Below are 26,827 nucleotides of genomic sequence, written 5' to 3' on the forward strand. Positions count from 1 at the left end.
AGTTACATCCGGAAACAAAATTCCCGCTCAGGTCCGCCGATTGCGTCGCGGCGTCACGTCTACAGATGACCTCGTGGCATGCGACGAACGTGGTACACCAGCCCGAACAGGTTTGCGCGGATACCGTATGGGCCTCGTCCAGTATGCTCTGAAGTTTCGCATCACGATCTACGTGCTCGCCGTACTGATGATGCTTGGCGGCGCGGCCTCGGTGATCGTGGCGCCCAAGGACGTCCTCCCGACCGTGGATATTCCGGTGGTCGTGGTGGTGTGGACCTATACGGGTCTTTCGACCTCCGAGATGGAGCGTCGCATCACGACCTATGCGGAGTTCTCGCTCTCGAACAACGTCAACAACATCGCCCGGATGGAATCGACGACGCTGCAGGGCACGGCGATCCAGAAGGTCTATTTCGACCAATCGGTGAGTATCGATCTCGCCATCGCCCAGACAGTCTCGGCGATGAACTCGATCCGTTCGACCATGCCGCCGGGGGTGCAGCCGCCCATCGTCCTGCGGTTCTCGGCCTCCTCCGTCCCGGTGATCCAGCTTTCGCTCTCCTCCACCAGCGAGAGCCTGACCAAGGTCTACGATTACGCGCAGTACCGAATCCGCCAGCGCCTGACCCAGGTGCCGGGCTCGACGCTGCCCTCGCCCTTCGGCGGCACGCCGCGCCAGATCATGGTCGATCTCGACCTGCAGGCCCTGCGCGCTCTGGGCCTGACGGCGCTCGACGTCACCAACGCCATGACGGCGCAGAATCTCACCGTGCCCTCCGGTCTCGCCAAGATCGGCGAGCAACAATACCCGATCCAGCTCAACGCCACGCCGGACGCCATCGAAGCGCTCAATCAGGTGCCGATCCGAGTGGTCGGCGGACAGCCTGTGCTGGTGCGCGACGTCGCCAATGTCCGCGACGGCGGCCCGCCGCAGGTGAACATCGTGCGGGCCGACGGCCTGAACTCGGTGCTGATGCGCATCTTCAAGAACGGCACCGCCTCGACCCTCGACGTCGTCAACAACGTGAAGAAGGCCCTGCCGGACATCCGCGCCGCCGCACCGGAGGGAATGGCGCTACGCGAATTGTTCGATCAATCGGTCTTCGTCTCCGCCGCCATCGAGGGCGTGATCCACGAGGCAGTCATCGCCGCTGCGCTGACCGGCCTGACGATCCTGCTGTTCCTCGGCTCATGGCGCTCCACCATCGTGGTGCTCGTCTCGATCCCGCTCTCGATCCTGACCTCGCTCGCAATCCTCACGGCGTTGGGCGAGACCATCAACGTCATGACGCTTGGCGGGCTCGCCTTGGCGGTGGGCATCCTCGTGGACGACGCGACGGTGGCCATCGAGAACACCTACCGGCTGTTCGAAGAGGGCGAGCCGTTCCGAAAATCCGTGGTGGAGGGCGCGGCCGGCATCGCCAAACCCGCGCTGATCTCGACCCTCTCGATCTGCGCCGCCTTCGTCTCGGTCTTCGCCCTCACGGACACGCCGAAATATCTGTTCACGCCCCAGGCGCTCGCCGTCGTCTTCGCGATGCTGACCTCCTACGTCCTGTCCCGCACCCTGGTGCCGGTGCTGATCGACGTGCTCGTGGCGCGGGAATACGAGGAGCATCACGGCAAGGGCGGGCAGGCTCCGCGTCGGGGCCGCGTCGCCCGCGCGCTGGGCTGGCTGTTCGGACCGATCTTCCGCCTCGCGGGCTGGTTCCGCCAGGGATTCGAAGCCCGGTTTGCCCGCTTCCACCGCAGCTATCTCGGCCTGCTCCACGTGGTCCTGCGCCGCCGCGTCGTCACCCTCGCCACCGTGGCGGTGATCTTCGCGGGCACGGCAGGCCTGTTCGGCTTCGTCGGCCAGGATTACTTCCCGCAGGTCGAATCGAGCCAGATGACGCTGCATCTGCGCACCCGGCCGGGCATGCGCATCGAGACGGCGGTGCAGACCTTCGCCGAAGTCCAGGCCGTCGTCCGCGAGGTCATTCCCGAGGGCGAGATCGACCAGGTTCTCGACAATCTCGGCCTGCCCGCGAACAACTACAATTTCGCATTCTCGGACGGGTCGTTCGTCGCCAATAACGATGGGCAGATGCTCATCAACCTGAAGGAAGGCCACGGCTCGGTCGCCGGCTACACCAAGCGCCTGCGCGAGGTTTTGCGCGAGCGCTTCCCCGACCTGATCGTCTATTTCCAGCCCTCCGACATCATCACGCAGATCCTGAATTTCGGAACGCTGGCGCAGATCGACATCCAGGTCTCGGGCCGCAACACCGCCAAGGACCTCGCCGCCGCGCAGAACATCGTCCGTCGCCTCAAGGAGACGCGCGGGGCGGTGGACGTCCATCTCCACCAGATCGTCGGCACGCCGCAATTCTTCGTCGATGTCGACCGGCGCCTCGCCTCCGAGCTCGGCCTCACCGAGCAGCAGATCGCGCAGGGCCTCAACGTCTCCCTGTCGGGCTCCTTCCAGGTGACACCGAACTTCTGGACCGACCCGAAGACCGGCATCCCCTACCAGCTTTGGGTGCAGACGCCGGAACACCGCAACGACAGCCTCACGGCGATCCAGAACACCCCGCTCCTCGTCAGCGGCAATTCCGATGCGCCCGGCGTGCTGACGCTGCTGTCCAGCGTCTCGACCATGCGCCGCGAGGGGTCGCAGACGGTAATCAACCACGTCAACACGCAGCCGACCTTCAACATCTACGCGGCGGTGCAGGATTCCGATCTCGGTTCGGTGGCCAAAGACATTCGCCGAATCGTCGAGGAAGAACAGAAGGCCCTCCCGGCGCCGGACAAGATCACCGTGCGCGGGCAGATCGAGAACATGCAATCGGCCTTCTTCCGCATGGGAATCGGCCTCTCCATCGCCCTGGTGGCGGTCTACTTGCTGATGGCGGTGAACTTCCAGAGCTGGGGCGACCCGCTCGTGGTGCTGGCGGCGCTCCCGCTCGCCTTCTGCGGAATCGTGGCCAGCCTGTTCATCACCGGCACGACCTTCTCGATCCCGTCGCTGTTCGGGGCGATCATGTCGGTGGGTATCGCATCCGCCAATTCCATCCTCCTCGTCACCTTCGCCAAGGAGCACCGGGAGGCCACCGGCTGCAGCGCCACCGAGGCCGCGCTCCTGGCGGGCGAGACGCGGCTGCGGCCGGTGCTCATGACGGCGGGCGCGATGTTCCTCGGGTTGATCCCGATGGCCCTGGGGACGGGGGAGGGCGGCGAACAGAACGCGGCGCTGGCCCGCGCCGTGATGGGCGGCATCGCCGTCGGTACGCCCTCGACCTTGCTCTTCGTGCCCTTCCTCTACACCCTCCTCAGGCGGGGCGAGGTCAAGCCGCTTCAGGATTACGCATGAGCGGGAACAGCCCTGGTGACGCGATCGATGAGAAGACCGGCACGGTGACGGCTCATGAATCGGGGCGAGGCCCGGCGGAGATCCCGCCGCCGCCGGGGAAGGGGCCGTTCCTCGTCGCCGGGCTCATCGCCGTCGGCCTGCTCGGCTGGGGCGGGTACGGCCATTGGCAGAAGACCGCCGCGGCCGAGGAGACGCAGCGCAAGGCCAGGGAGTTCGTGCCGAAGCTACGGACCATCGCGGTGGAGCGGGCCGACCAGCCCATCGACATCACCCTGCCCGGACAGACCGACGCCTTCGCCAGGGCGTCCCTCTTCGCCCGTGCCACGGGCTACATCGCAGAGCGCAGGGTCGATATCGGCACGCGGGTCAAGCAGGGCGACATCCTCATCCGCATCGCCGCCCCCGATCTCGACCAGCAGCTGGCGCAGGCCCAGGCGCAGGTCGGCCAACTCGAAGCCCAGCTGCTCCAGGCCAGGGCCATGGTCGATCAGGCGAAGGCCAACGTGAATCTCGCCACCGCCACCAACAGCCGCACCTCGACCCTCGCCGTGCAGGGCTGGGCCTCGAAGCAGAACGCGGACAATTCCCAGGCCAGCGTCCTGAGCCAGGGCGCGAGCCTCGCCTCGGCGGAAGCGGGGGTGAAAGTGGCCGAGGCCAACATCAAGGCGCAGCGCGCCACCGTGGACCGCCTGAAGGCACTGACCGGCTTCAAGGACGTGATCGCCCCCTTCGATGGTGTCGTGACCGCCCGCAGCGTCGATGTCGGCGATCTCGTCCAGGCGGACGGCACCGGCACCGCCCTGCTGTCCATGGACCGGGACGACGTCCTGCGCGTGGTCGTCAACGTGCCCCAGAATCTCGCCGTCGGGGTGAGTCCGGGCGTCGCCGCGACGATCAAGGTGCCGCAGATCCCGGACCGGACCTTCTCCGGCAAGGTCGAGCGAAGCTCCGTCGCCCTGCTGACCTCGTCCCGAACCCTGACCACGCAGGTGGACGTTCCCAACCGCGACGGCAGCCTGCGGCCCGGCCTCTACGTCTACGTGACGCTGAAGGTGCCGCGGACGGCGAGGAACACGGTCATCCCGGCCGAAGGCCTCGTCTTCAATCAGCGCGGCACCCAGGTCGCGATCTCCCGCGAGGACGGCACGGTGGAATGGCGCGGCGTCCACATCCAGCGCGACCTCGGCACCACAATCGAGATCGACCAGGGGTTGGATGGGGGCGAGCAGATCGTCCTGAGCCCGCCCGTCGACCTGCGCGATGGGCAGAGGATGGAGCGCCAGGCACCCAAGCAGGAGGGAAAGCCGCTGAAATCGGCGGCGCGATAGCACCGGCTGGCCGGGGCGCAGGCCAGCCCAGCCGTCCGGCAGGTTCCGTCGAAGGCGGATGATGGCGTAGAGCCTCACCGTTCGGTGCGCCCGCTCGCGCCTCCCCCGGAACGCCCCACGATCATGCTCGACCGCCCCGCCTCGGACACTCTCGATCGCGCTCATGTGGCGGCGATGAGCGCCGCGATCACCTGTGTCGCGGTGGTCGGCATCGGCCTAAGCCTGTCGATCCCGCTCCTCTCCCTCGAGATGGAGCGCATGGGCGTGTCGAGCACGGTCATCGGCATCAATACGGCCCTGGCGGGTCTCGCCAGCATCGTCACCGTGCCGTTCGTGCCGCGTCTGGCCGCCCGGATCGGCGTCGTACGGCTTCTCATTCTCGCGATCTTCATCGGCGCGGCCTCCCTCATCGGGTTCAAGCTGCTCCACGATATCCGTTGGTGGTTCCCCCTCCGCTTCGTCTTTTCGGCGACGCTGGGCGTGCTCTTCGTCCTGTCCGAGTTCTGGATCAACGAGGTCGCGCCCCCGGCCCGGCGCGGCCTCGTCATGGGCATCTACGCGACGGTCCTGGCCCTCGGCTTCGCGGTGGGTCCGACGCTCCTCGTCCTCATCGGCACACAGGGCTACGCGCCGTATTGTGCGGGCGCCGCCCTGTTCCTGCTCGGCACCGTGCCCATCGCTCTGGCGCGCGGTCTCTCCCCCGAGATCGAAGGGTCCGGTAGTCGCGGTGTGCTCGGCTATGTCCGGCTGGCCCCCGCCGCCATCTTCGCGGCCCTCGTCTACGGTGCCGTCGAGACCGGGGGATTCGCCATCCTACCGCTCTACGGCCTGCGGATCGGGCTCGATGCGGAGAGCGCCGCCGGGCTCGTCAGTATGCTCGCTCTCGGCCACGTCCTGTTCCAGATCCCCTTCGGCCTCCTGGCCGATAGGTTCGACCGTCGCCGCCTCCTCCTCGCCTCGGCCCTGGGTGGCGCCATCGGCGCGGCCTTGATCCCGGCGGCGTCGGCATCCCCTTTCTGGCTCGCCATCCTGCTGCTGATCTGGGGCGGCCTGACCGGCACGCTCTACACGGTCGGCCTGGCCCATCTTGGGGCCAGCGTGCGCGGGGCCGAACTCGCCGGCGCGAATGCCGCCTTCCTGATTTTCTACAATGTCGGCCTGATGGTGGGGCCTCCGATCATTGGCGGCGGCATGGACCTGATGCCCCCTCAGGGCTTCGCCCATGCCATGTGCGGCGTGCTCGTCGCCTATGCCGGCCTCGTCCTGTGGCGGCTTCGGAAAACCGCCTCGGCCTTGACGAAGTGAGCCCGATGAGGCAATGACCGCGCGGAATTCAGCCGGTCCGTGCCGGCCATTTTGCGTTTCGCTCAAGCGGAATGCCGCCACCTTCAGGAGCACCGCGCCATGGCCAAGGCCGTCACCGTCAAGATCAAGCTCATCTCGACCGCCGATACCGGCTACTTCTACGTTACGAAGAAGAACTCCCGGACGCAGACCGAAAAGCTGTCCATGAAGAAGTACGACCCCGTCGTGCGCAAGCATGTCGACTTCAAAGAAACCAAGATCAAGTAAGCGGCCTCGGCTTAAGTTTATGTTTTTAAAAGAAAAACCGCCCCTTAACCGGGGCGGTTTTTCGTTTATGGGTCACACGCGGGTCACGGGAAGATGATGCTGCGGGCCTTTGGATTGGCTCGTTTCAGACCTCCACCTCAGCAACCGCACCGATGCCGATGAAATTAGCGATCTCCGTGTAGAGTTCGATCTCGGCTTCATCCGCGGTAATGGAGATGACGAGACTGTAGCGCGATTGCGAATTCCAACGCCTTAGGTGCGTGCGGTAACGCCACCACCCGCTGACCGGATAGACAGCAATGTAATTACGTGCGGCGAGTTGTGCAGCTGGTCCAACCCATACGTCACAATGCAGAGAGCCTGCCGCGACACTCTGACTACCAAAGGTCCATCGCGTGTCTGGATCCGCCTCCGGCAGCCTCTCCTCGCCGCGCTCGAGCCGGTTTATCCGCTGCTTAAAAATCTCTGGCGTATCTATGGGCCGCTTCAGCTCAAATCGCAGTCCATGCGATTGATAGCGAGCTGGGGTCACGGGCGCGGTATCGCCTGGGCTTGGCTCGACAAAGTACGAAAGCGTGATTTTCAGCCGGACATCGCGGTCACCGATCTCCTCTAGTGCCTGTTGTGGCCAAGGCAACTCGTAATAATGCACCTCATTGAAGGTAGGGTCGCCGAGGACAAATCGACCGGCGGTATTGCGCTTGTACTCGCGCTTGAAAGGCTGGATCGTCGTCTGCGCGACTAGTGCGAGATCATTCTGTGCAGACGCGAGTGCTCGATCGAGACGAGGCACGCCATAGCCAAAAGTCCGCGCTAAGGCGATGCAGTCCTTCTTGCGGCCCCTACATGCCCTCAGGCGAGCCAGCATCGCCGGCGTCCACTCTGCGCTATGCACCATGAGGGCGCGGATGGTTTCAGGCCAGTATTCAGGATAGCGAGCCATTATCGTACCGGCCATACCAGCCGCTTGCGCCGTCGCCGGGCTCGTAGCCCAGAAGGTCGTCAGCGGACTTGCGAGAAAGTCGCGTCCAGTGGTCAGCAGTGATAGGGAGTCAACGCCTGCCAAAAGCTCGCCCTCGCCCGGGCTGAGGGCACGGTTGCCAGCCTCAAAAACGATCTCAGGTTTAATCGGGGTGCGGGAGTGATCCCAATCCGTAGATATGCGGCTGTAAGGACTGCGGTCACCCACGCCAGCGAGCGCCGACCAGCCATTAAGTCCGTCTGCCGCGGCGATCTCGACCTTATCGGTGAATCCGCCGACGGCGACCGCGTTCCAGGCCTGAGCGGGATCCTCAACAGGGAACTCGTCGGGGTCGGAAACGTGATCAGGATCTGATGCATCGGGCACATTGCCCGCAGACACGAAAACTAGACGCCGGACCGGCTCACCGGGGCCATCCTCATCTTCATCGTCGGGGACTGCGCCAGCGCAGACTTGATCGAGAGCCGAACTCCAGCTCGTCGGCCTCTCGCCAGAAACGTCACGATTTGTAACTGCCATGCAGAAGACGCGAGCACGATCCGGAGCAGCGATCTCGGGAAGCGCGATCGCAGACTGCGTGATCGCGCCATAGTTCGTCGGCTCCGTCTGTTCGAATCCGGCCGGTGGCAGAAACTTTACCGACTCAAGTCGCACATCTAGCAACACCCTACGCGAATCAGCCAGTGGGTACGTCAGGTCGCCATAGAGGATGACACCGGCCATATTGGTGCCGTGGCCTCCAGGGTCGTGATCGTCGACGCCCCAGGCCAGATTCACCGAGTGACAGTCCACCGCATCGAGGGCCGGCACTAAAAGTGGATGCGCCTGCGCCACTCCATTATCGAGCAGGCAGACAACCGGGCTTCGAGCGGCGGGCCCCTCAACGCGGCCGGCGAGATCGTTGACCCAGAGTGACTGCTCGCGGCGAACGTCGGTTGTGAAAAAAGTTGGCGTATCGCTCGCGCGGCGAAGCTCTTCGATGGCATCAGAATTCTGAAGTAGACGAAGTAACCCCACGCGGTCAGTGTAGACTGGGACGACTTCGAATTCAGGAAACCTGAGGCGCCGTTCGCTCGCTCGAAGCCCGAGACGCCTCGCGGCATTGAGCAGGTTCTCAACACGGTCTCGCCAACACCAGCACTCCCACCAAATGGCCTCGTCGGGCGATTCCGGAAGCGGGCGTTGATCGGTCCAATGACTTTCGATGGTCGCGGCGCGGAATGTCTCAACCGGCGAGAACTTCCCTTCATGCCTCGGCAATTGCTTCGCAGTGGATTCGCGCGCGTACTCGCGGACCTTTTCACTTAGGAAACCCTCCGCTGCCGCTGGGACGAACAGAGTTCCTGTCTCAGTGTCTCCTTCCCCGACGCGTAGCGCTCCCATCCGGATGCCTTGCGACGAATAACTGAGGTCTGGCAGCTTCTCGCCCTCAGCGCTCGTGATCTCGAGGTAGATTCCGGCTTGGCCAGCCTGCATGGCTGGATCACGGGCGGTGAGAAGTGCATGTGCCGCCTCAAAGGCAGCGGCGAGCTCGCTTTCGAGCTTGGGTCCATGAATATCGCGGTTTCGTCCGGATGAGATGCCGCTCAGATCGCGGCTCGGTGGGCTGTAAGTCGTGCCACTCCGAAATCCATCAACGCGGATGTGATCGAGCCGATGAGATCGACGGTCATTGCGGTTATCGGCCATATATGCTCGAGCGGCGCTGTTGAGAATGGAAAGGGAAAGATGGAACCGTCTCTTCCGCCCCTACGCTTCGACGATGCCTAAAACGGTTTCTCTCACCGCGCGGCGCTTTCGCAGAGCATAGATCAGTTCCTCAGTCGAAGCGGTATCAGTTTCCCGAAGAATGGCCGACTTTATTACCTCGTCGGCGGCGCGGGCGAGGTCGGCTTGGCTGAGACCAAGTCCTGCGTCGACGACCTTTGCCCAAGCAATCCGGCTGGGCCTGAACGCTCTCAGTCGTGCCGAAAGAACGCTCCGGATTCCTTCGGGATCGGGCAGAACATATTCAAGGATGTCGTCGAACCGTCGAAACAGAGCTCGGTCCAGAAGCTCTGGGTGGTTGGTGGCTGCGACCACGAGGCTGTCCGTGCTATTCGGCTCCTCAAGGAATTGCAGAAACGAATTCAACACTCGTCGCATCTCGCCCACGTCGTTGTCGGCTGTGCGTCGGCCGCCAATCGCATCGAACTCATCGAACAGGTACACACCGCGGGCAGACGCGATCTGATCGAAGATCAGGCGTAGCTTTGCGGCCGTCTCTCCCATGAAGCGCGTGATGACGGTGTCCAATCGGATCGTGAACAGCGGAAGGTGCAGCTCGCCGGCGAGCGCCGAAGCGGTCAGGGTCTTTCCCGAGCCGGGAGGCCCAACCAGCAGCAGCCGCGTACTTGGGGACTGCCCAAAGGCACGCAGCCGATCGCGTTGCCGTTGCTGGTTCACGAATTCTACCAGTCGCGAACGCGTATCTGCACGGAGCACCACGTCAGCGAGTTGAGTCTTCGGATATGTTGCAATGAGGAGATTCTGCAGCTCGCCGCGGGGGCGCGAAATCGGAATCGCGACATTGCCACGTTCACCGTTCGATTTTGCTGCCGGCCGAGGTCTGTGTTGGCGGGCAGTATCCACGAGCTGCTTCAATTCGTCAGCCACATCCTTGCGACCGCGACGTGCTTCGTCAGCCGCCACCTGCAGAGCGATCGAGAGAAATTGCTCCTCATCGCCCTGATTGTGGCAGTTCAGAAGCGCAACGATCTGCCGAGCGGTAGCCATAAATGCGCCGGATCACCAACCTGCTGGATAAGGCTTCCTTACAGCCCAACGATGAAGATATCTCCTAGCCGTTTAATGGGTAGAGCTCCATAGGGACCGCCTTTTTGACGGTGGGCAGGGTCACGTCCCGCGTCAACGGCCAATTCACTCGGGCCTCGGCGCCATTCTCAGGGACGACAAAACTCAATTAGACGAGCAAGGCAGGGTCGTACCATGTTGGCCACGCACTACCTGAGTGTCGTGGAGTCCTTCGAAAGGCGCCTGAAGGCGGGAGTTCATTTCGTTGATGGGCCTTCCTCTCATCGAAACCGAGTTGTCGAGTAGGAGGAGCAATGGGCATCAGTTCTCAGGGTTCTCGGCGAATTCGGCGTTGGCGAATGGTCTTTGCTCGAAATTGGTCTCGCTCATGAGCCCGCTTTCCATGTGCTACCCTCATACTGGCAGGGAAAGGCTGATTCGTCCTCTCGCCTACTCATCCTCGAACCGCTTGGCTCTTGCCGGGCGGTTGATGGAAACAGACATGGTGCCGATAGGCGTCTAAATGCCGTAAGTGCATAGCCCGCAATTGCTCAGGATCCTGAGCCGCATCAGGATGCTATCGGCGCGACGGCCCGAGAAATTCGTAGGGTGCCCAATAATGCGGCCCTTCCCGACTAGCACTTCAATGATCCGACACCTCAGTCTTCACCCATTAGTTTTTTTTGTCGTGGCGACCGCCGAACAAATCGTTCGCAGATTGCGTCGATTGCGCTGTGCCGGCTTTGCTCCAGAAAGATTGAAGACACCGCACCCGTCTCGGAGTCACATCCCGGTGGCGATTCAGGGCACGTACCAGCCAATGATTCTGGTGTGGTTGCCGCTCAGTGCGATCGGGCAAAACGGAAATGCCCGAAAATTCCTAAGCCCAGAAGACTGCCATTTTTTATTAAGGCCCGAATTCTCAGGCTGCGCCGAAAAAAATTTCATGCGAATGGCACTCCGTGCGGTGACCGCCCCAATGTGCCCGAACTTTCGATGCCCCCCTTAGCAAGGCGGCGCTAGCCCCCTGAATTAGGCCGTGGGGAAGCGACCAGTGCCAGGATTCAGGTTATGGCGGTGAAGCAGCTTACGACCTTTCCGACCGAAGGCGATCTTGAGGCCGCCATCCATGCAGCGATCGGGCGTGTATTCCCCTGGATCCCGTCTGGCGCGGTCCGTCATCAGACGAAGTTCGCGTTCTCATTCGGAAGAGCCACGATCAACGTTGACGGAGCAAGAGACTCCCGCAAGGAGGCCCGCGCTGACATCATCCTTTACAACGGCGAACGCCCTCTCGCGGTTTTGGAGCTCAAGCGGGGCGGCGTTGCTCTCACAAAGGGAGACGAGGCGCAGGGGCTGTCTTACGCTAGAATGCTCCACCCATCACCACCGCTTATTATCGTGACGAACGGCGATGAGGTGCGCCTGCTGTCCACTCATAGTGGGGCAGCGCTGGCTGGCGTGTCCACTTCTGAAGCAGAATTCCAGACCATGGTCAGTGCAGCAGCACGTGCCGCGGTGGACGATTTGAAGGTGGCAATTCAGACCCTCATGGGCTCAACGCCAGCAGTCTGGCGGCAGGCGGTAGAGCATGTGACAGAGGCTGTTATGGCCGAGTTGACGGCGAAGTGGGACGCTCCTGCCCTGCCGTTCGTGCCGAACTTCCTCCTCCCTCGGAAGGCCACCGCGTTAGTGGACATCTGGCTGAAGCGGGGCAAGCGCCTCGTAATAGTCGAAGGCCCACCAATTATCGGAAAGAGCAACGTCCTGCGGGAGCTCGTCTACCGCACCCGTGCAGGAGACGAGTTCGTGACCTTCTTACTGGAAGCGTCCGCTGGGTGCGGTATCGGGCAGGCGCTCGCCGACGCGCTAGCAAATGAGCTATCATGGCCAATTACACCCGACGAGGCGCGCAGCTGGCTCATGCGCCTCTCCCGGACGGACGGCCCCGCATTGGTGCTCGCCATCGACGGATTCGAAGCCAATCAGGCCGAGCTCAGACGCGAAATCGAAGACCTTACCTCTGCGGCGTTCGGAGAAGGCGTGAGGATCGTTATCGCCATCGATGACTCAGCGGCCGACCAGCTGATCATGAACGCCAAAAGGCGCGCCACCTCGCCCATTGGTCGGCGTGCTGAGCGTATCACCGTCGATCGGCTAGACGACGAAGAGTTCGAGCTAGCGCAACAGATCCTCTCGGATCATCGCATCACGATCATGAAAGGTGGGGGTTCGGCTCTCGAGCTCCGCTCCCCCTGGGTGCTCCGCGCAATGGGCGCTGCGGTCGTTCAACGCCCCCAATATGAGGACGAGACGTTAGTGGCGTCCTTGCCGCCGCTGTTAAGTCTGGACCTGATCGCGCATGCACGCGAGAGGTTCACCGATCCCGAGCTGCGCCGGTTGGCGAGGGAGGTAGCGCGCGCAGTGTTGGACGATGCCCGCGACCGGACGCGCCCCATGCCGCTCATCTTAGAGTCGCTCGGCGTCTACATCTGTCGGCGCAAGACCCTGGCAGCCGATCTCGACGCGGAGGAAATCGCTGAGCTCATCTCGCGCGGCTACCTTAAGTTGGCGATCCACAGCAGCGGCGAGGCGATCGTTGTGGTACGACTGCCTGAGCTTATCGCGAGCGAGTTGGCCGATCTTATTGCGATCGAACTGGCGCCCATGTCGCGAGGCGAGCCGGACGAGGCTGCGGCATGGCTAGCGGGCACCGCAGGCAATCTGCCGCTCGGCGACGTCGTGTGCGCTCAGGCAATTCTGGACGCATCGGCGCGGCATGGCGGAGTGTCGTTCAACTTGATCCGCGCTCTGATCGCTGTTGCGCCAGAGGAGACGGCTATCGAGCCCGGCATGCAGTTCGCCATGCACCTGCCCGACGTGGGCATGGTAGATTTTACCGTGCAAGAGAACGGCTCAATGCTCGCTTACGTAGGCGGGCGGCGGCAAGTGCTCGAAGCAGACTCGGATGGTGAGGCGGGATCCTCCTATACCAGATTGCATAGCTGGCTCATCCTCTCCCATCTCGCAGGTCGCCCGCTCGCGGTCGAGTCGTCCGGCACCCTAGAGCGTATCGATCCTGCGATCCTCCTCGAGGTCGGCACCGCTCCCATGGTGCTGCGGCAGCCCTGCTCCGAGCCAGACTTCAACGAAGTTGTCACGCACCACATCGCAGGCATTGGGAGCATTGTCTGCCACCACTCCGGAATCATTGAGCCAATCACGCTATCGATCTTGCGCTATCTTAGCCACGAATGGCGTGAGGCGTCGGACTGGATGGAAGCGGCCTGTAACAGCGAGTCGCTACCACTCCTAGCCAGAGTAGATATCGCGCTTCGGGAGATCGCAAGATCGGCGGATGCGACAAAGGCAACTTGGGCGAGAGGGATGCTCAGCGGGCCGGTGCATTCTGCGTTCGCCGACCTTCCCCCTCTGCACCCGCCCTCTGTGGACTGAGCTAAGGCTGATTTGACCTGACGCCGGCGACCATAAGACCGCATGGCGTTCGCTTGGTGCATGATGGTTGATCAGTAGCAGAGGTGTGCCTCAGACGTATGGTCCAACGGGCGAACCATTGGCAGTCTCGTCGATTTCTAAATCACTGATCATTAATTTGGCCATCTCGCCGCCTAGGAGAACCGCGTTGACGGCCGAATCTAAGAAGCACCACTTCGTGCCTCAAGCTCACCTTCGCCGATTCAGCATTAACGCTGCTGGCAGGCAAATTTTTGTCTTCGATAAGTCAATCGGCAAGAGTTACCCTGCAGCTATCCGGGATTCAGGGTCAGAAAAGCGCTTCAATACCCTCGAAGGGCCGGACGGCATCGTTAATTTCGAGTCCTTGTACCAAGACGTTGATGACAGAGGCGCGGAGCTCCTCAATCGGATCGCGGTGGAGCGCAGCCTTACGTTCCTCGATCCGAAAGATCGCCGCGACCTTGCGGACATCGTCGCCGTTCAGCTCATACGCACTAAGCTCTTACGTACGACAATGCAGGCGAGCGCCGAGGCCTTCATTGCAGGCTTGGTGGAATCCGAGTTAGGTCCGGAATGTCTCGCGTATTTCATGCTACCGACTGTGAACGATACCCGTAGCGCGGCGATTGAAATTTTTCTTAATCGAGCCGGCTTAACCGACGCACTCGAAGCGAAGCTGCCGATCCTGATCGAACCCGGCGGCGACGCGTGCTTCTGGATTTCCGACCATCCGGTAGTGCGCACTAACTCGATCCCGTTCGGAGACGTCGGGCTTAGTTCTCCCGGAGTCGAGGTCTACCTCCCGCTAGCCCCAGATCTAATGCTGGGCCTTTTGTGCCCAGGCATCGAGTCTAGACTTCGTGCTGCCCGAATAAATGGACTGGCGATCGACGGTGACCGATTGCACCGACTGGTCGCACTTCACGACGCCATCCTGAACGGTAACCCGGCCCGCCACGACGACATCTTGGTCGCGCGGTTCAACCGAATGCAGATGTTGAATAGTGCGCGTTTCCTGTATTCAAGGCGTGACGATTTCGGGCTTGCGCGAGAGTTTCTTAACGTGCGGCACGAACTGAAGCATGTGCGAACCGATCTCGATGTCGGTCGGCTGGGCCAAGGGCCGCCGCGACGAGAAGGCATGCCGGACGGTCTCTGGCTCGTCCTAAAGGGTACACGGAACCTACACATGCTGCCGATCGAGGGCTGGAACGCAAATGCCGAGCCGATCGTAGCGTCGACGAGAGATTGTGTGACGCTGGGAGCGGCACTCGGCGATGCACCGCTTGTCCAGGCCGAAATCTTCGAGAATGGTCACTCTCGCCGCGGAATGAGGGAAGTGATTGTCGAGTTGGTCTCGCCCGGTATGCCAACACTCTTCCGTATCGTGCACAGCGACCCGTCGCTAAATCAGGTCATGAAAGCCATTGCGGCGCACCGAGTGCAGTCGGAGGTCGAGATATAGCTAGAAGGTTCTGGTGCACAGACGAATCGATCAGGCGCATGTCCGCCAAGCCATTACTAACGACGGACAAATTGCGCTACCCGCTGCACGTTACGCAGGCATCAGTACACTAATGCCACGCAAAACGTTTCAATTGCGGTACAACAGACCATTCGGCTGCGAATATTCAGTCTTATCGTAGATTGGGGTGTGTTGTTCGGGCTCGCTTCTGCCAATGATTTAGAACGGGCGTAGGATGAGCATTGGCTGTGCTGAACCCAGGTCCGGCAGACGGCGGCTCCCACGTCGGTGCTGCGGGCGGGCAAGCCGATTGCCTTGAGGAACGAATTCGTTCGGGACTGGGAAAGCGGCCGGCATGAGCCAATGCTTAACCCGTGCAGCCGCCTCCGCGCTCAAGTCGTACGTGTCATGGCGGGCATTGCTGACGTGAGTTCGGCTGATCTGCACCGAACGGGCAATGTCCTCTTCACGAACGGCTCGCCGACGCTTCGCTTCCGTGTAGGCGAGCCGCACGATGTCCGGAATTGGTCCGGACATCCACCTATCGAGAGCAGTCTTCAACTCGCCATCAGTGACCTCGGACGGTAGCCAATTGAACTGGATCGTGTCTGCAGGCTGAGCCGGAAGCGTAGGCTGAAGAGGCACCGCGTTTTCAGCATCAGCCCGAGCCCCCCCTTCCCCCCTAGATCCCCCTACGGTATTGGGTATCAAAGATGATTGCCCTCCATCTAAAAGTGACTTTGTCGTCAGGAGCTTCGCCAGCTTCGTTGCGTTCAAAAAGTAGGGCGCAGTGGTCTCCCGATTTCCGAGCTGTCGACCCGTATTCCAAAGTCCGCTCAAGAGCAGATTTCGGCGAGCGCGCCGTACGGTTGGGTTGCTGACTTTCAATGCCGTGGCGAGGTAGCCAACTGAGTCCACGCACTGCCCACTTCGCATGCGGGAAAGCATTAAGTCTGAGATGCGCCAGTCATTGCGGCTCAGATGGCCAGCTTGGTGCATGGCGAGAACATGCGCCTTGAAAACTGCTTGTTCTTGATCGGTTAGTTCTTGTCCCGTCGGGGTCGCCATCCGGCCCCGGGCCTTCACGATGCGCTTGATCGCACCCCTTTGTGCTTTCCTGATAAGGCTCTGGGCTCGGCGCTCAGCATCCAGCAGCCGCCATGGGGCTTTGCCGTCGTGCGCTGGCCGGGTGAGATCGGTTGTCGACTCGAACTCAAGCCATGCGGCGTCCGCAATCTCTCTCGACGATGCAAAATCCCTGGCGCGCCATTCGTTGTACACGAGTTGCGCGAGATGCGCTTCGCGTCCGTCAATGACCTTCCCTGTTCGCGAGCATCGAACGATTGGCTGCCGTTCTATCCTAGCTGCCTTGCCAAGCGCCGCAGAACCGCTCTGAACTTTAGAATGTTGCGTCGCCGGAAATAGCCTAACCGCTTGACATAGCAGATCTTCTAGCTGGAGGGGTGTCACGGTCGGAAGGGCTCTAGCCGGCGTATCGGCCGGCGTGCCCTCATCGATCCATTGATATGGCAGTTCCGTCTCGGGATGGATGCCGTAGGCGACAAAAAAGGCACCTTCGGCCAGCAACTCCAGCTTGCCATTCTTCAAGGTGAGGCGACGTGTCTGCATGGGTACGGAGAGCCGGTAGACGAGTAACCTTTTTGGCGCCCGGCCAACCCGGATGAGCGGCGTTGGCCCGAGTAGCGCCGTCGCCAGATCGACGAGTCGCTGTGCTCCCTCATGGTCAAGGACATCGACGTCGATCCCGACAATTTGCCCACCGACGAGACCGACGCCAGCATTTGTGTGCCGAGCAACCCACCGGCTTAGAGTCTTAGCGGACGGCTTAACCTGCCATGATGCGGTCGCAGGCTCCTTCCTGCCCGGCCGAACCGGAATGGGCTGGTAACCTTCTGCGATGAGCCGAACGGCGAGGCGAGCGAATGTGGTCATCGCACGGCCTCCCCTATGCGTTCGAGAAGTATGAGTTTTGAGTCGTGGGCTGCCCGCGGCACGAAGCGGGCAGCCATACGCGTCTCGTGATGCGCGTGTCGGAGCTCGGCGGTATGGATCTGAATTCGGTCCATCGCGGCGCTAGCCGTCAGGCGTGTGAAGCAGGACGCGTGGCACTTTCAGCGTGAGAAAGTGCCGCTGCCCAGGCGACCACTTCAGCCTCGCGCCAGCCAATCGCGGACTTGCTGATCTTCACCGGTGCTGGAAAGGTGCCTGCCCGTATTTGCCGCCAGATCGTGGTGCGGCTGAGGCCTGTGCGCTCACGAACTTCGGGAAAACGAAGAACTCGGTTCGAGGTATTCATGGTGTCTCTCCAGTTTTCTGGGGACACCAATGATGCTCATGATATGAGGCGCGCGGAATTACGGCTGCCGGTCATCCTTTTCCCTCGGTCCGCCATGGCGGATTGCGGACAGCATGTGCCATGCGGCCGTCCTGTCTCCACAGAATGACAGCATCTTTAAGAGTGCTCCCGCTCGGTTCTGGCTCTCCAATGGCCACATGAATCAGAGCAACGAACCGGTGAAGGGGACCGTTCACCGTGAGGGCGGGTCGCTTACCCATGCTTGACCAAAAATCAAAAAGCATAGGCCATAGTTGGCTTGCGAAGGGCGACCGTCCCGCTTGCGGGGCTGGAGGTAGTGCGTAAGCTGAGCGAAAGCTTTCGTCATCGCGTAAAATAAAATCCGCGTTGGCACGGATTGCCCGAAGCATTCGGATCAAATCGCGAAAACGATCTCGATCTGCTTGTAGCAAAACCGACATATCAATTCCGCCATCCTCATTCTGCCGAGCCTCAAAGCCCTCCGAGCCCCGTAAAAGCTCGTCGGCAAGAGGCTCCACTTCGAGAAGGTGCGCTAGCTGTCCTGTCAGGGTCGCAATTCGTCCAAGATTACGCTTAGCAGTCCTTGCATCCGGGACAGCGAGACGGCGCTGCTCAAAAAATGTGAAAACGTGAAGTAGGCCTGAGATATGTGATGCCGCTATCAGTGCTACATCGTGCCTAGGTAATCCAAGCAAAGTTCCAAGTTGGTCGACCTGCTCCCGCGTGAAGGGAGTGCCTGCGTACCGTTCGACCCAAATCATCCCCGTTTCCTGTCGAGCTCGACAACGTTAGAAGCAGTTCGCTCTCCAGTGAGAATCCCCCGTATCTCGGCGTCAAGCGCCTCAAGGGCACGCCGCTTCTGCGGCAAGTAGGTGTTCTGGTCATAAGTCGAGCCAGTGACCGTGCTCTTCGTGGTGCTGGCATGATTGAGGATGTAGGCGACCGTCATGCGATCAATTTCGAGTCGGCCGAGGATCGTCGCCGCCGTCCGCCGCAGATCGTGTGGCGTGGCGCTGGTGTCGAAGACACCTTCTCGTAGCCGTTCGAAGCCTTTGGCGATGTTCTGAGGCGAAAGCACTTTCCCGCGAGGGCTGAAGATCAGCGGACCGGTTGGCTGCTCTCTGTGGAGTCTCTGAATGATGACAAAAGCCTCGCCAACAAGCGGGATCGTGTGCTTCCGCTTATTCTTCGTGCGCGCCGCCGGCAGCGTCCACACGCCTTTGGCCAAATCGACCTCCTCAGCTCTGATACCAGCGCACTCGCCGGGACGTTGCCCCGTGAGCAGAATGAGCCGGAAGACGTCGCGATAGGCAGGAGCCGCGGATGCACTGACCTCCCAAAAGGCCTTGATCTCCCCGTCAGAAAGGTATCGCTCCTTCGGTACCTCAGTGTGCCTGCGTTTTAGGCCGGTGACCGGGTTCATAGGTACGAGGCCCTCGGACACCGCCCAGGAATAGACGGAACTGAGCGTGTTCAACACCCGATTGCTGACGACCGGGGCTCGCTCAGCGACCTTGTCGAGCAAGTTCGCAACTTCGCCTCGCGTTACCTCGTCGGCTCGGCTTCGGCCAATCGCGGGCACAACATCGCGCTTCAGCAGCCCCTCGTAGTCCCGCCAGGATCGGAGCTTTTTTTTGGCGTGTTTCTCGATGAAGCGCTCCACGAGGCTGGCCACCGTCAACGCGTCGTTGCGCTTCTTGTCCGCCGCGACGGGGTCATCCCCGTCCTGCACCATCCTGCGGAGCGCCAGCGCTTTCTCACGAGCCTGAGATAGGGACCATGCTGGATAATCCCCGATCGTGTACCTCCTTTGGCTCACACTCCCCTTAGGCCGGTAGATGAAGCTCCACGACTTCGAGTTAGCTGACACCCTCAGGCACAAGCCGCGGGCCTTCGCGTCATAGATCAGGAGCCGCTCCGAGCCCTTAGGCTTTAGTGAACGCACCTCGACGTCGGTCAGCATTCTCGCAGGCAAGGTTGAACTCGCAGCCCGGTCTCTGGGTCACCTCAGGGTCACAGAATGACGGTACTGCATGGAAAATAATGAAACAAGTAGGAACAAAAAATATAGCAGAATCAACCGGTTGTTGGTTCCCCTAGGTTTCAGCGATTTACAAGGAAATTGTACCAAGATCAAGTAAGCTTCGTCTCCCCTTCGAGACGGCATGAAAAAGCCGCCCTTTCGGGGCGGCTTTTTCCATTCGTGGATGGGTCGTCTCGGTTAGAGCGAGGCGGTGGGGTAGGAGCGCACGCCGGTACGGTTGCCCGGGACCGTGGTGGCCTCGGACGGCGTGGCGCTCGGCGCGGTCCAGCCTTCGGCCTTCCAACCCTCTGCACGCTCGGTCACGTTCACCGAGCCGTGCTCCTCGAGAACGTCCATCACCAGGGACGCGCGGGCATCGTCGGCCTTGACGGTCACGAGGGTACCGCCGCGACGCACGCCTTCGCTGTAGGTATGCGCATCGGCTTCGCTCAGACCGGCGCCGGTCAGGCCGCCGACAAGACCGCCGGCCGCGGCACCGATGCCGGCACCGGCGAGCGTCGTCACAAGCCAACCAGCGGCCACGACGGGACCGACACCGGGGATCGCCAGCAGGCCGAGGCCCGTCAGGAGACCGGCCGCGCCGCCGAGGAGCGTACCGACGCCGGCGCCCGTCCCGGCACCGGTCGACGCCGTCTCGGCGGTGTCGGTGCGGGTATGATCGCCGGTCGCTACACGTCCGGCATGGCGGTCGTTCTCGTTGCTGCTGACGATGCTGATGTCGCTGTGGCTGATGCCCGAAGCTTCGAGCTTGGCGACGGCCTTGCTGGCATCGTCATAGGAATCGTAGAGTGCGGTAATGGTCTGGTTTGCCATGGGATCGTTCCTCTCACTGTATCGACAAGTCTGCGACGTCCGAGATGTCGCTACTGAGCAGCGACGTTGCCCTTGAAGTCGACGCCGACGGTGACAGGCTTCCCGTTGAGCGTTGCCGCCCCGCGCCAGATGCCCTTGTCGTCCTTCTTGAGTTCCTTGACGTCCTTGTAGCCAGCCTGTTCGAGGCGGCTCCGGGTCTGGCCCTCGGTGAAGCTGTTCGCGCCTTCTTCCAGCTTGGCGTTGGTCGCCGCCTGGGTGGTGGCGGGGTTCTTCGCATCGGGCTTGTCGGTGTTCGGGCGCGTCACGGATTCTTGGCCGCCAGACTTGGCGCTGGTCTCGGCATCCGTGGCGGGCTTGCCGGTCACGGTGGTCTGAGCATAGGCCGTGCCCGAGCCTAGAAGTGCCACAAACGCGAGTGTAGCCAGCTGATGTCGCATGTTATTCTCCCTCGATCGGACCTATTCAATCCGGAAGGAAGCGAAAGCGTTCCGTCGAGATGTCGCAACGCTTCATCATGAAGCGTGGCTTTATCTCGAAGGGAAATTGATTTTTCTATTCGCCCTCTCCCGCACCTGTTCCATTTCGTTGGCTAGATTATTGTTCCATGAAATTACGACAGCACCTTCGCTTGCTCGGCGCGAAGCTGTCGCCCGTCTCTGGACCGCCGATCTGACCGGCCCGATCCATGCCCTCAGTGACGAACCGAAGCGGCAGCGTTGAATTTCGCCGCGCGGCGATGACGGGCATCGTGTTCCTGCGATAGAGCGGACAGAATGAGCCCCGCGTTCCACCAGGATCGCCGAACCTGCATCCGTCGCTGTGAGGAGCCTGCCATGACCGACGAATTCGACGTCGATCTATTCGTCATCGGTGGTGGCTCGGGGGGCGTGCGCGCGGCACGCATCGCCGCCGGCTACGGCGCCAGGGTGAGTCTCGCCGAAGAGTACCGGATCGGCGGCACCTGCGTGATCCGCGGCTGCGTCCCGAAAAAGCTGATGGTCTATGCCGGGCGCTTCGCCGACGAGTTCGAGGACGCGGCCGGTTTCGGCTGGTCGGTGAGTGAGCCGCATTTCGATTGGAGCGTGCTGAAAGCGCGCCGGGACGCCGAGGTCTCACGCCTCGAATCGATCTACGACACCAACCTCGAACGGATGAACGTCACCATCATCCCCGAACGGGCCGTCATCGAGGACGCGCATACGATCCGCCTCGTCGGCTCGGGTCGCCGTGTGCGGGCGAAGTACATCCTCGTGGCGGTGGGCGCGTATCCGGTGAAGGTGCCGGTCATTCCCGGCGGCGATCTCGGCATCACCTCCAACGAGGTCTTCGAACTCGAGACCCTGCCGAAGCGGATCCTGGTCATCGGAGGTGGCTACATCGCGGTCGAGTTCGCCAGCGTCTTCGCGCATCTCGGCTCGCGCACGACCCTGCTGCACCGGGGCGACCGCCTGCTGCGCGGGTTCGACGATGAGGTCCGCGACGCCCTCGGCCTCGCTTATGAGAAGCGCCTGGATCTTCGGCTCAACCAGACGGTGGAGCGCCTCGAACGCGGTGAGGGCGGCATTGCCGCGACCCTCGGCGACGGCAGCGTTCTCGAAGTCGATCAGGTCCTCGTCGCCACCGGGCGCAGGCCGGCGGTCACCGGCCTCGGCCTGGAGGCCGTGGGGATCGAGACCGACGAGAGCGGTGCGATCCCGGTGGACGCCTTCTCGCAGACAAGCGTGCCTTCGATCTACGCGGTGGGCGACGTCACCAACCGCGCCGCCCTGACGCCCATCGCCATCCGCGAGGGCCATGCCTTCGCCGACACCGTATTCGGCGGCAGGCCGTGGGCGGTGAACCACGAACTCATCGCCACCGCCGTGTTCTCGACGCCCGAGATCGGCACCGTCGGCCTCACCGAGGAGCAGGCGCGCGAGCGGTTCGAGACTATCGATGTCTACAAGTCGAGCTTCCGCCCGATGAAGGCGACGCTGTCCGGCAGCGCCGAGCGTGTCCTGATGAAGATCATCGTGGACTGCGCCAGCGACCGGGTGCTCGGCGTCCATATCGTCGGCCACGATGCCGGGGAGATCATCCAGGCCGTCGCCATCGCGGTGACGATGGGAGCGACGAAGGCCGATTTCGACAGGACTATCGCGGTCCATCCCACGGCGGGCGAGGAACTCGTCACCATGCGGGTGCCCGCCGTGACCAAGCGGCCGGAAGGAGTGGGTTAGAGCCGCACCCCGGAACAGGTACTCGGCGCTGCCGTTGGGCTCTGAACCGATTCATCGGCAAAGGCCCAGCGAATGACCGACAAGATGGCGGAGCCGAAGATCGAGGCCTATGACGGGCCGGCCGGCGGCTGGGGCTCGGCGCAATCTCTCACCGAAATTCTTCTGCGGGAAGAGATTCCCGTCTCCGGCGCGGCGCTGCTGATGAAGCAGAACAAGCCGGACGGCTTCATGTGCGTGTCCTGCGCCTGGGCCAAACCCGCCAAGCCGCTGACGTTCGAGTATTGCGAGAACGGCGCGAAGGCGACGGCCTGGGAGCAGACCGCCAAGCGCTGCGGACCCGACTTCTTCGCCAAGCACACGGTGACGGAACTCCGCGGCTGGACGGATTACGCCCTGGAGGAGCAGGGCCGGCTCACGCATCCGATGCGCTACGACGCAACGAGCGATCGCTACATGCCGGTCTCCTGGGACGAGGCGACGGCGGCGATCGGCCGTCAATTGCGCGCCCTCGATCCGAAATCGGTGGTGTTCTACACGTCGGGCCGCGCCTCGCTGGAGACGTCCTACATCTATGGGCTTTTCGCCCGGATGTACGGCAACAACAACCTGCCCGATTCGTCCAACATGTGCCACGAGCCGACCTCCGTCGGGCTGAAGGCATCGATCGGCGTCCCCGTGGGAACGGTGGTGCTGGACGATTTCGAGGCGACCGACCTGATCCTGTTCTTCGGCCAGAATGTCGGCTCGAACGCCCCCCGGATGCTGCATCAATTGCAGGAGGCCCGCAAACGCCGGGTTCCGATCATCACCTTCAACCCGCTGCGCGAGCGCGGATTGGAGCGGTTCACCAACCCCCAGTCGGTGGTGGAAATGGCGACAGGCCACGCCACCGAGATCTCGACCCAGTACCATCAGGTCAAGGCCGGCGGCGATCTCGCGGCGATCACCGGGATGTGCAAGGCGCTCATCGCAGCCGACCGAGAGGCGCTGAGCGTCGGGCGCCCCGGCATCCTCGACCGGAGCTTCATCGACGAACACACCCATGGGTTCGACGCCTTCGCGGCCTATTGCGAGTCACAGGATTGGGCGGCCCTCGAAGGCCGGTCGGGTCTCACCCGCGCTGCCATCGAGGCGGCGGCCACCGTCTATGCCCGCGCGCGTGCCGTCATCGGCGTCTACGGCATGGGATTGACCCAGCATCGCAAGGGCACGGAATCCGTGCAGATGCTCGTGAATCTCCTCCTCCTGCGCGGGAATATCGGGCGGAAGGGCGCCGGGCCCTCTCCGGTTCGGGGCCATTCCAACGTCCAGGGCCAACGCACGGTGGGGATCACCGAGAAGCCGGAACTCGCGCCGCTGGACATGCTGAAGGAGCAATACGGTTTCGAGCCGCCGCGCGAGAAGGGCCTCAACACCGTGGAGGCCTGCGATGGCATCGTCTCCGGGGAGGTGAAGGCCTTCGTCAGCCTCGGCGGCAACTTCGTTCGAGCGGTGCCCGAGACGGTGCGGATGGAAGAGGCGTGGCCGGGCATGCGCCTCACCGTGCAGATCTCGACCAAGCTCAACCGCTCGCACCTCATCAACGGTGAGGTTGCCTATATCCTGCCCTGCCTCGGCCGGATCGAAATCGACACCCAGGCGAGCGGTTCGCAGGCGGTCTCGATGGAGAGCTCGACCTCGTGTTTCCACGGTTCGCGGGGCAAGACCAATCCGGTGAGCGAACAGGTCCGCTCCGAGCCGTGGATCGTCGCCGAGATCGCCAAGGCGACCCTGGAGCCAAACCCGAACGTTCCCTGGGACGCATGGGTCGGTGACTATTCCCGCATTCGCGGGGCCATGGAGACGACTTACCCCTCGGTGTTCCACAATCTCGAAGGCCGGATGTTCGAGCCGGGCGGCATCCACAAGCCCCTGGCCGCCCGCGAACGCCGCTGGGAGACGGAGACCGGCAAGGCCAATTTCACGGTTCCCGAGGGAATCGAGGCCGATCCCGACATGCCGCTGCGGAGCGCCGAGGCTCTCGACCTCATCACGTTGCGCTCGAACGACCAGTTCAACACCACTGTCTACGGCTACGACGACCGATTCCGCGGCGTGAAGGGCACCCGGATGGTGTTGTTCATGAATGCCGCCGATATCGCCCGGCTCGGCTTCGCCGATGCCCAGATCGTCGATGTGACGACGGTCGCCGACGATAGGGTCCGTTCGGTGAAGGGGCTTCGCATCGTGGCCTACAACATCCCGCCAGGGAATTGCGCGGGCTACTACCCGGAGCTCAATCCGCTCATCCCGCTCTGGCACCATGACGAGCAATCGAAGACGCCGGCCGCCAAGGCGATCCCGGTGACCATCGCCCGCTCGGCCTCGACCCTCCAGGGTTAAGGTCGCCGCGTCCTCCGGCGCCCGGAGGTCGGTGATATAACGCTCACTTGTTTCGAGCGGCTTCCGCGCTCCATAACGGGACATGGCACAGAACGACGACGCGCATGACCGGCGCCAGGCGATCATCGACCGAATGCTGGAACAGGCGCTGTTTCCGGACGTCGAGCGTCGCCTGCCGAGCCACGATGCCCTGCCGGAGGATATGCGCGAGACGGTGGACCGTCTTCTCGCCAAGGCCGAAGCGCAGCGTGCGCGCCGCCTGACCTACGAGGATCTGGAGGAGGCCCTGCCTCCGCGCGACGTGACGGCCGAGGATCTCGAAGCGATCTTCTGGATCCTGTCGGAGCACGGCATCGCCGTAGAGGACGGGGAGGGCGAGTAGCAACTCCCTCTCCGGGCATCCCGCCGAGCGCGCGGCGTCTTGAGTCGACGACGGCCAATCTCCATCTACTGGGTCGACCTTGGCCTTATCGGGCGGGACACTCTCGCGACCGGCGGAACCGGCCGGTGCGTATCCCTCGCTTCTCTACGAGAACCGCTCTATAAGCCCCGCTCTTCGCGAGGGATTCCCCTTTCGTGAAGCCGGCCGAGAGGTGGACGGGAGATCATCATGGGCGAGCGTTGGACATCGAAGAGCGGTTGGACGCCGACATCTTGGCGCAACCTGCCGATCCAGCAGGTACCGGCCTATCCGGATGCCGCTGCGCTCCAGACGGTCGAGACCCAGCTCGCCAGCTTTCCGCCCCTCGTTTTTGCAGGTGAGGCGCGCAAGCTGAAATCGGCGCTCGCCCGCGTCTCCACCGGCGAAGCCTTCCTGCTGCAGGGCGGCGATTGCGCCGAGAGCTTCGACGAGCATTCGGCCGACAACATCCGCGATTTCTTCCGCGTCTTCCTGCAGATGGCGCTGGTGCTCACCTTCGCGGGCGGCTCGCCGGTCGTGAAGGTCGGGCGCATCGCCGGGCAGTTCGCCAAGCCGCGCTCCTCGCCCACCGAGACGATGGATGGCGTGAGCCTGCCGAGCTACCGGGGCGACATCGTCAACGGCATCACCTTCACGGAGGAGGCGCGCATCCCCGATCCGCGCCGGCAGTTGGAGGCGTACCGCCAGTCGGCGGCGACGCTCAACCTGCTGCGCGCTTTCGCGACCGGCGGCTACGCCAATCTCGAGAACGCGCATCGCTGGATGCTCGGCTTCGTCAAGGACAGCCCGCAATCCTCACGCTACCAGGACGTGGCGGAGCGGATGAGCGACGCCCTCGACTTCATGCGCGCCATCGGCATCAACCCCGAGACGCATCAGGAAGTCCGCACCACGGATTTCTTCACGAGCCACGAGGCGCTCCTCCTCGGCTACGAGGAAGCGCTGACCCGCGTCGATTCCACCAGCGGTGACTGGTACGCCACATCGGGCCACATGCTCTGGGTCGGCGACCGCACCCGCCAGGCCGACCACGCGCATATCGAGTATGCGCGCGGGATCAAGAACCCGATCGGGCTGAAATGCGGGCCGTCGATGACCTCGGAAGGGCTGATCAAACTGATCGACCAGCTCAACCCGGAGAACGAAGCGGGCCGTCTGACCCTGATCTGCCGCTTCGGCGCGGACAAGGTCGGCGAGCATCTGCCCGGGCTGATCCGCACGGTGGAGCGCGAGGGCCGCAAGGTCGTGTGGGTCTGCGATCCGATGCACGGCAACACCATCGCGGCCGGACGTTACAAGACGCGTCCGTTCGAGCGGGTGATGACGGAGATCGAAGGCTTCTTCGGCGTCCACCGGGCGGAGCAGACCATCGCCGGCGGCATCCATCTCGAGATGACCGGCAAGAACGTCACGGAATGCACCGGCGGCGCCCGCGCGCTGACGGCCGACGACCTGCAGGATCGCTACCACACCTATTGCGATCCCCGCCTCAATGCGGAGCAGGCGTTGGAAGTCGCGTTCCTCACGGCCGAACTGGTGAAGCGCGAACGCGCCGAAATCGTCCGCCCGCGCCTCGACGCCGCCGAGTAGCTGGCGCTCGTATCTACTAACGAAAAAGCCCTCTCCCCGGTCGGGGGA

At 62.6% G+C, this 26,827-nt stretch carries 18 protein-coding genes; 11 read left to right on the forward strand and 7 right to left on the reverse strand.

Annotated features, from left to right (window positions below):
• Positions 1 to 127: 127 nt before the first annotated feature.
• The 4 genes from AC0IXR_RS06925 (at position 128) to rpmG (ending at position 6,255) form a co-directional block, all read left to right on the forward strand.
• Complete coding sequence (locus AC0IXR_RS06925; RefSeq protein WP_471760160.1) at positions 128 to 3,355, forward strand: efflux RND transporter permease subunit; 3,228 nt, start codon at positions 128 to 130, stop codon at positions 3,353 to 3,355.
• Entirely contained in the window at positions 3,352 to 4,683 is a 1,332-nt protein-coding gene (locus AC0IXR_RS06930; protein WP_471760161.1) for an efflux RND transporter periplasmic adaptor subunit, read from the forward strand. Before AC0IXR_RS06925 ends, AC0IXR_RS06930 begins: the two co-directional genes overlap by 4 nt.
• Before the next feature lie 123 nt (positions 4,684 to 4,806).
• Positions 4,807 to 5,988, forward strand: coding sequence for an MFS transporter (locus AC0IXR_RS06935; protein ID WP_056430246.1), 1,182 nt, complete (start codon positions 4,807 to 4,809; stop codon positions 5,986 to 5,988).
• 99 nt (positions 5,989 to 6,087) lie between these two features.
• Positions 6,088 to 6,255, forward strand: coding sequence for a 50S ribosomal protein L33 (gene rpmG, locus AC0IXR_RS06940; protein ID WP_056255359.1), 168 nt, complete (start codon positions 6,088 to 6,090; stop codon positions 6,253 to 6,255).
• A gap of 124 nt (positions 6,256 to 6,379) precedes the next feature.
• Here rpmG and AC0IXR_RS06945 read toward each other — a convergent pair whose 3' ends face one another.
• Entirely contained in the window at positions 6,380 to 8,926 is a 2,547-nt protein-coding gene (locus AC0IXR_RS06945; protein WP_471760162.1) for a S8 family peptidase, read from the reverse strand.
• 60 nt (positions 8,927 to 8,986) lie between these two features.
• Positions 8,987 to 10,012 carry an AAA family ATPase gene (locus AC0IXR_RS06950; protein WP_471760163.1) on the reverse strand — a complete coding sequence of 342 codons (1,026 nt, stop codon included), beginning with the start codon at positions 10,010 to 10,012 and terminating at the stop codon, positions 8,987 to 8,989.
• Positions 10,013 to 11,101: 1,089 nt separating this feature from the next.
• On the opposite strand from AC0IXR_RS06950, the gene AC0IXR_RS06955 reads away from it, so the two are divergent.
• Entirely contained in the window at positions 11,102 to 13,486 is a 2,385-nt protein-coding gene (locus AC0IXR_RS06955; protein WP_471760164.1) for a type I restriction endonuclease, read from the forward strand.
• 187 nt (positions 13,487 to 13,673) lie between these two features.
• On the forward strand, positions 13,674 to 14,972 hold the full coding sequence (locus AC0IXR_RS06960; RefSeq protein ID WP_471760165.1) for a DUF4238 domain-containing protein: 1,299 nt from the start codon (positions 13,674 to 13,676) through the stop codon (positions 14,970 to 14,972).
• Positions 14,973 to 15,191: 219 nt separating this feature from the next.
• On the opposite strand, the gene AC0IXR_RS06965 is transcribed toward AC0IXR_RS06960, so the two are convergent.
• From AC0IXR_RS06965 to AC0IXR_RS06985, 5 genes are all read right to left on the reverse strand, one after another.
• Positions 15,192 to 16,925 (reverse strand): bifunctional DNA primase/polymerase, encoded by a 1,734-nt coding sequence (locus AC0IXR_RS06965; protein WP_471760166.1) that lies wholly within the window; start codon positions 16,923 to 16,925, stop codon positions 15,192 to 15,194.
• 148 nt (positions 16,926 to 17,073) lie between these two features.
• A complete protein-coding gene (locus AC0IXR_RS06970; RefSeq protein WP_471760167.1) occupies positions 17,074 to 17,289 on the reverse strand; it encodes a helix-turn-helix transcriptional regulator in 216 nt (71 codons plus the stop codon).
• 778 nt (positions 17,290 to 18,067) lie between these two features.
• Positions 18,068 to 19,273: a tyrosine-type recombinase/integrase gene (locus AC0IXR_RS06975; protein WP_471760168.1), complete on the reverse strand. Its 1,206-nt coding sequence runs from the start codon at positions 19,271 to 19,273 to the stop codon at positions 18,068 to 18,070.
• A 258-nt stretch (positions 19,274 to 19,531) separates the two neighbouring features.
• Positions 19,532 to 20,167 carry a general stress protein gene (locus AC0IXR_RS06980; protein WP_056453977.1) on the reverse strand — a complete coding sequence of 212 codons (636 nt, stop codon included), beginning with the start codon at positions 20,165 to 20,167 and terminating at the stop codon, positions 19,532 to 19,534.
• A gap of 50 nt (positions 20,168 to 20,217) precedes the next feature.
• The gene (locus AC0IXR_RS06985) at positions 20,218 to 20,604 is read right to left on the reverse strand and encodes a hypothetical protein (RefSeq protein ID WP_056430254.1); all 387 of its coding nucleotides are present in this window, start codon (positions 20,602 to 20,604) and stop codon (positions 20,218 to 20,220) included.
• On the opposite strand from AC0IXR_RS06985, the gene AC0IXR_RS06990 reads away from it, so the two are divergent.
• The 5 genes from AC0IXR_RS06990 to AC0IXR_RS07010 all read left to right on the forward strand — a co-directional run bounded on the left by AC0IXR_RS06990 (position 20,603) and on the right by AC0IXR_RS07010 (position 26,779).
• Positions 20,603 to 20,887, forward strand: a complete 285-nt coding sequence (locus AC0IXR_RS06990) for a hypothetical protein (protein WP_471760170.1) — start codon at positions 20,603 to 20,605, stop codon at positions 20,885 to 20,887. The two genes, AC0IXR_RS06985 and AC0IXR_RS06990, sit on opposite strands and share 2 nt — an antisense overlap.
• A 113-nt stretch (positions 20,888 to 21,000) precedes the next feature.
• On the forward strand, positions 21,001 to 22,386 hold the full coding sequence (gene gor, locus AC0IXR_RS06995) for a glutathione-disulfide reductase (RefSeq protein ID WP_471760172.1): 1,386 nt from the start codon (positions 21,001 to 21,003) through the stop codon (positions 22,384 to 22,386).
• A gap of 84 nt (positions 22,387 to 22,470) precedes the next feature.
• A complete protein-coding gene (locus AC0IXR_RS07000; RefSeq protein ID WP_471760267.1) occupies positions 22,471 to 24,768 on the forward strand; it encodes an FdhF/YdeP family oxidoreductase in 2,298 nt (765 codons plus the stop codon).
• Between the two features lie 82 nt (positions 24,769 to 24,850).
• Complete coding sequence (locus AC0IXR_RS07005; RefSeq protein WP_056430260.1) at positions 24,851 to 25,150, forward strand: RNA polymerase sigma factor region1.1 domain-containing protein; 300 nt, start codon at positions 24,851 to 24,853, stop codon at positions 25,148 to 25,150.
• Between the two features lie 228 nt (positions 25,151 to 25,378).
• Positions 25,379 to 26,779 carry a class II 3-deoxy-7-phosphoheptulonate synthase gene (locus AC0IXR_RS07010; protein WP_207410630.1) on the forward strand — a complete coding sequence of 467 codons (1,401 nt, stop codon included), beginning with the start codon at positions 25,379 to 25,381 and terminating at the stop codon, positions 26,777 to 26,779.
• Positions 26,780 to 26,827: the final 48 nt, after the last annotated feature.

Source organism: Methylobacterium sp. AC832 (assembly GCF_979256025.1).

Bases quoted from the DNA above. Each gene is read 5' to 3' on its own strand.
- AC0IXR_RS06925 (WP_471760160.1), top strand. From the start codon at position 128: ATGGGCCTCGTCCAGTATGCTCTGAAGTTTCGCATCACGATCTACGTG.
- AC0IXR_RS06930 (WP_471760161.1), top strand. From the start codon at position 3,352: ATGAGCGGGAACAGCCCTGGTGACGCGATCGATGAGAAGACCGGCACG.
- AC0IXR_RS06935 (WP_056430246.1), top strand. From the start codon at position 4,807: ATGCTCGACCGCCCCGCCTCGGACACTCTCGATCGCGCTCATGTGGCG.
- rpmG (WP_056255359.1), top strand. From the start codon at position 6,088: ATGGCCAAGGCCGTCACCGTCAAGATCAAGCTCATCTCGACCGCCGAT.
- AC0IXR_RS06945 (WP_471760162.1), bottom strand. From the start codon at position 8,926: ATGGCCGATAACCGCAATGACCGTCGATCTCATCGGCTCGATCACATC.
- AC0IXR_RS06950 (WP_471760163.1), bottom strand. From the start codon at position 10,012: ATGGCTACCGCTCGGCAGATCGTTGCGCTTCTGAACTGCCACAATCAG.
- AC0IXR_RS06955 (WP_471760164.1), top strand. From the start codon at position 11,102: ATGGCGGTGAAGCAGCTTACGACCTTTCCGACCGAAGGCGATCTTGAG.
- AC0IXR_RS06965 (WP_471760166.1), bottom strand. From the start codon at position 16,925: ATGACCACATTCGCTCGCCTCGCCGTTCGGCTCATCGCAGAAGGTTAC.
- AC0IXR_RS06970 (WP_471760167.1), bottom strand. From the start codon at position 17,289: ATGAATACCTCGAACCGAGTTCTTCGTTTTCCCGAAGTTCGTGAGCGC.
- AC0IXR_RS06975 (WP_471760168.1), bottom strand. From the start codon at position 19,273: ATGCTGACCGACGTCGAGGTGCGTTCACTAAAGCCTAAGGGCTCGGAG.
- AC0IXR_RS06980 (WP_056453977.1), bottom strand. From the start codon at position 20,167: ATGGCAAACCAGACCATTACCGCACTCTACGATTCCTATGACGATGCC.
- AC0IXR_RS06990 (WP_471760170.1), top strand. From the start codon at position 20,603: ATGTTATTCTCCCTCGATCGGACCTATTCAATCCGGAAGGAAGCGAAA.
- AC0IXR_RS06985 (WP_056430254.1), bottom strand. From the start codon at position 20,604: ATGCGACATCAGCTGGCTACACTCGCGTTTGTGGCACTTCTAGGCTCG.
- gor (WP_471760172.1), top strand. From the start codon at position 21,001: ATGACCGACGAATTCGACGTCGATCTATTCGTCATCGGTGGTGGCTCG.
- AC0IXR_RS07000 (WP_471760267.1), top strand. From the start codon at position 22,471: ATGGCGGAGCCGAAGATCGAGGCCTATGACGGGCCGGCCGGCGGCTGG.
- AC0IXR_RS07005 (WP_056430260.1), top strand. From the start codon at position 24,851: ATGGCACAGAACGACGACGCGCATGACCGGCGCCAGGCGATCATCGAC.
- AC0IXR_RS07010 (WP_207410630.1), top strand. From the start codon at position 25,379: ATGGGCGAGCGTTGGACATCGAAGAGCGGTTGGACGCCGACATCTTGG.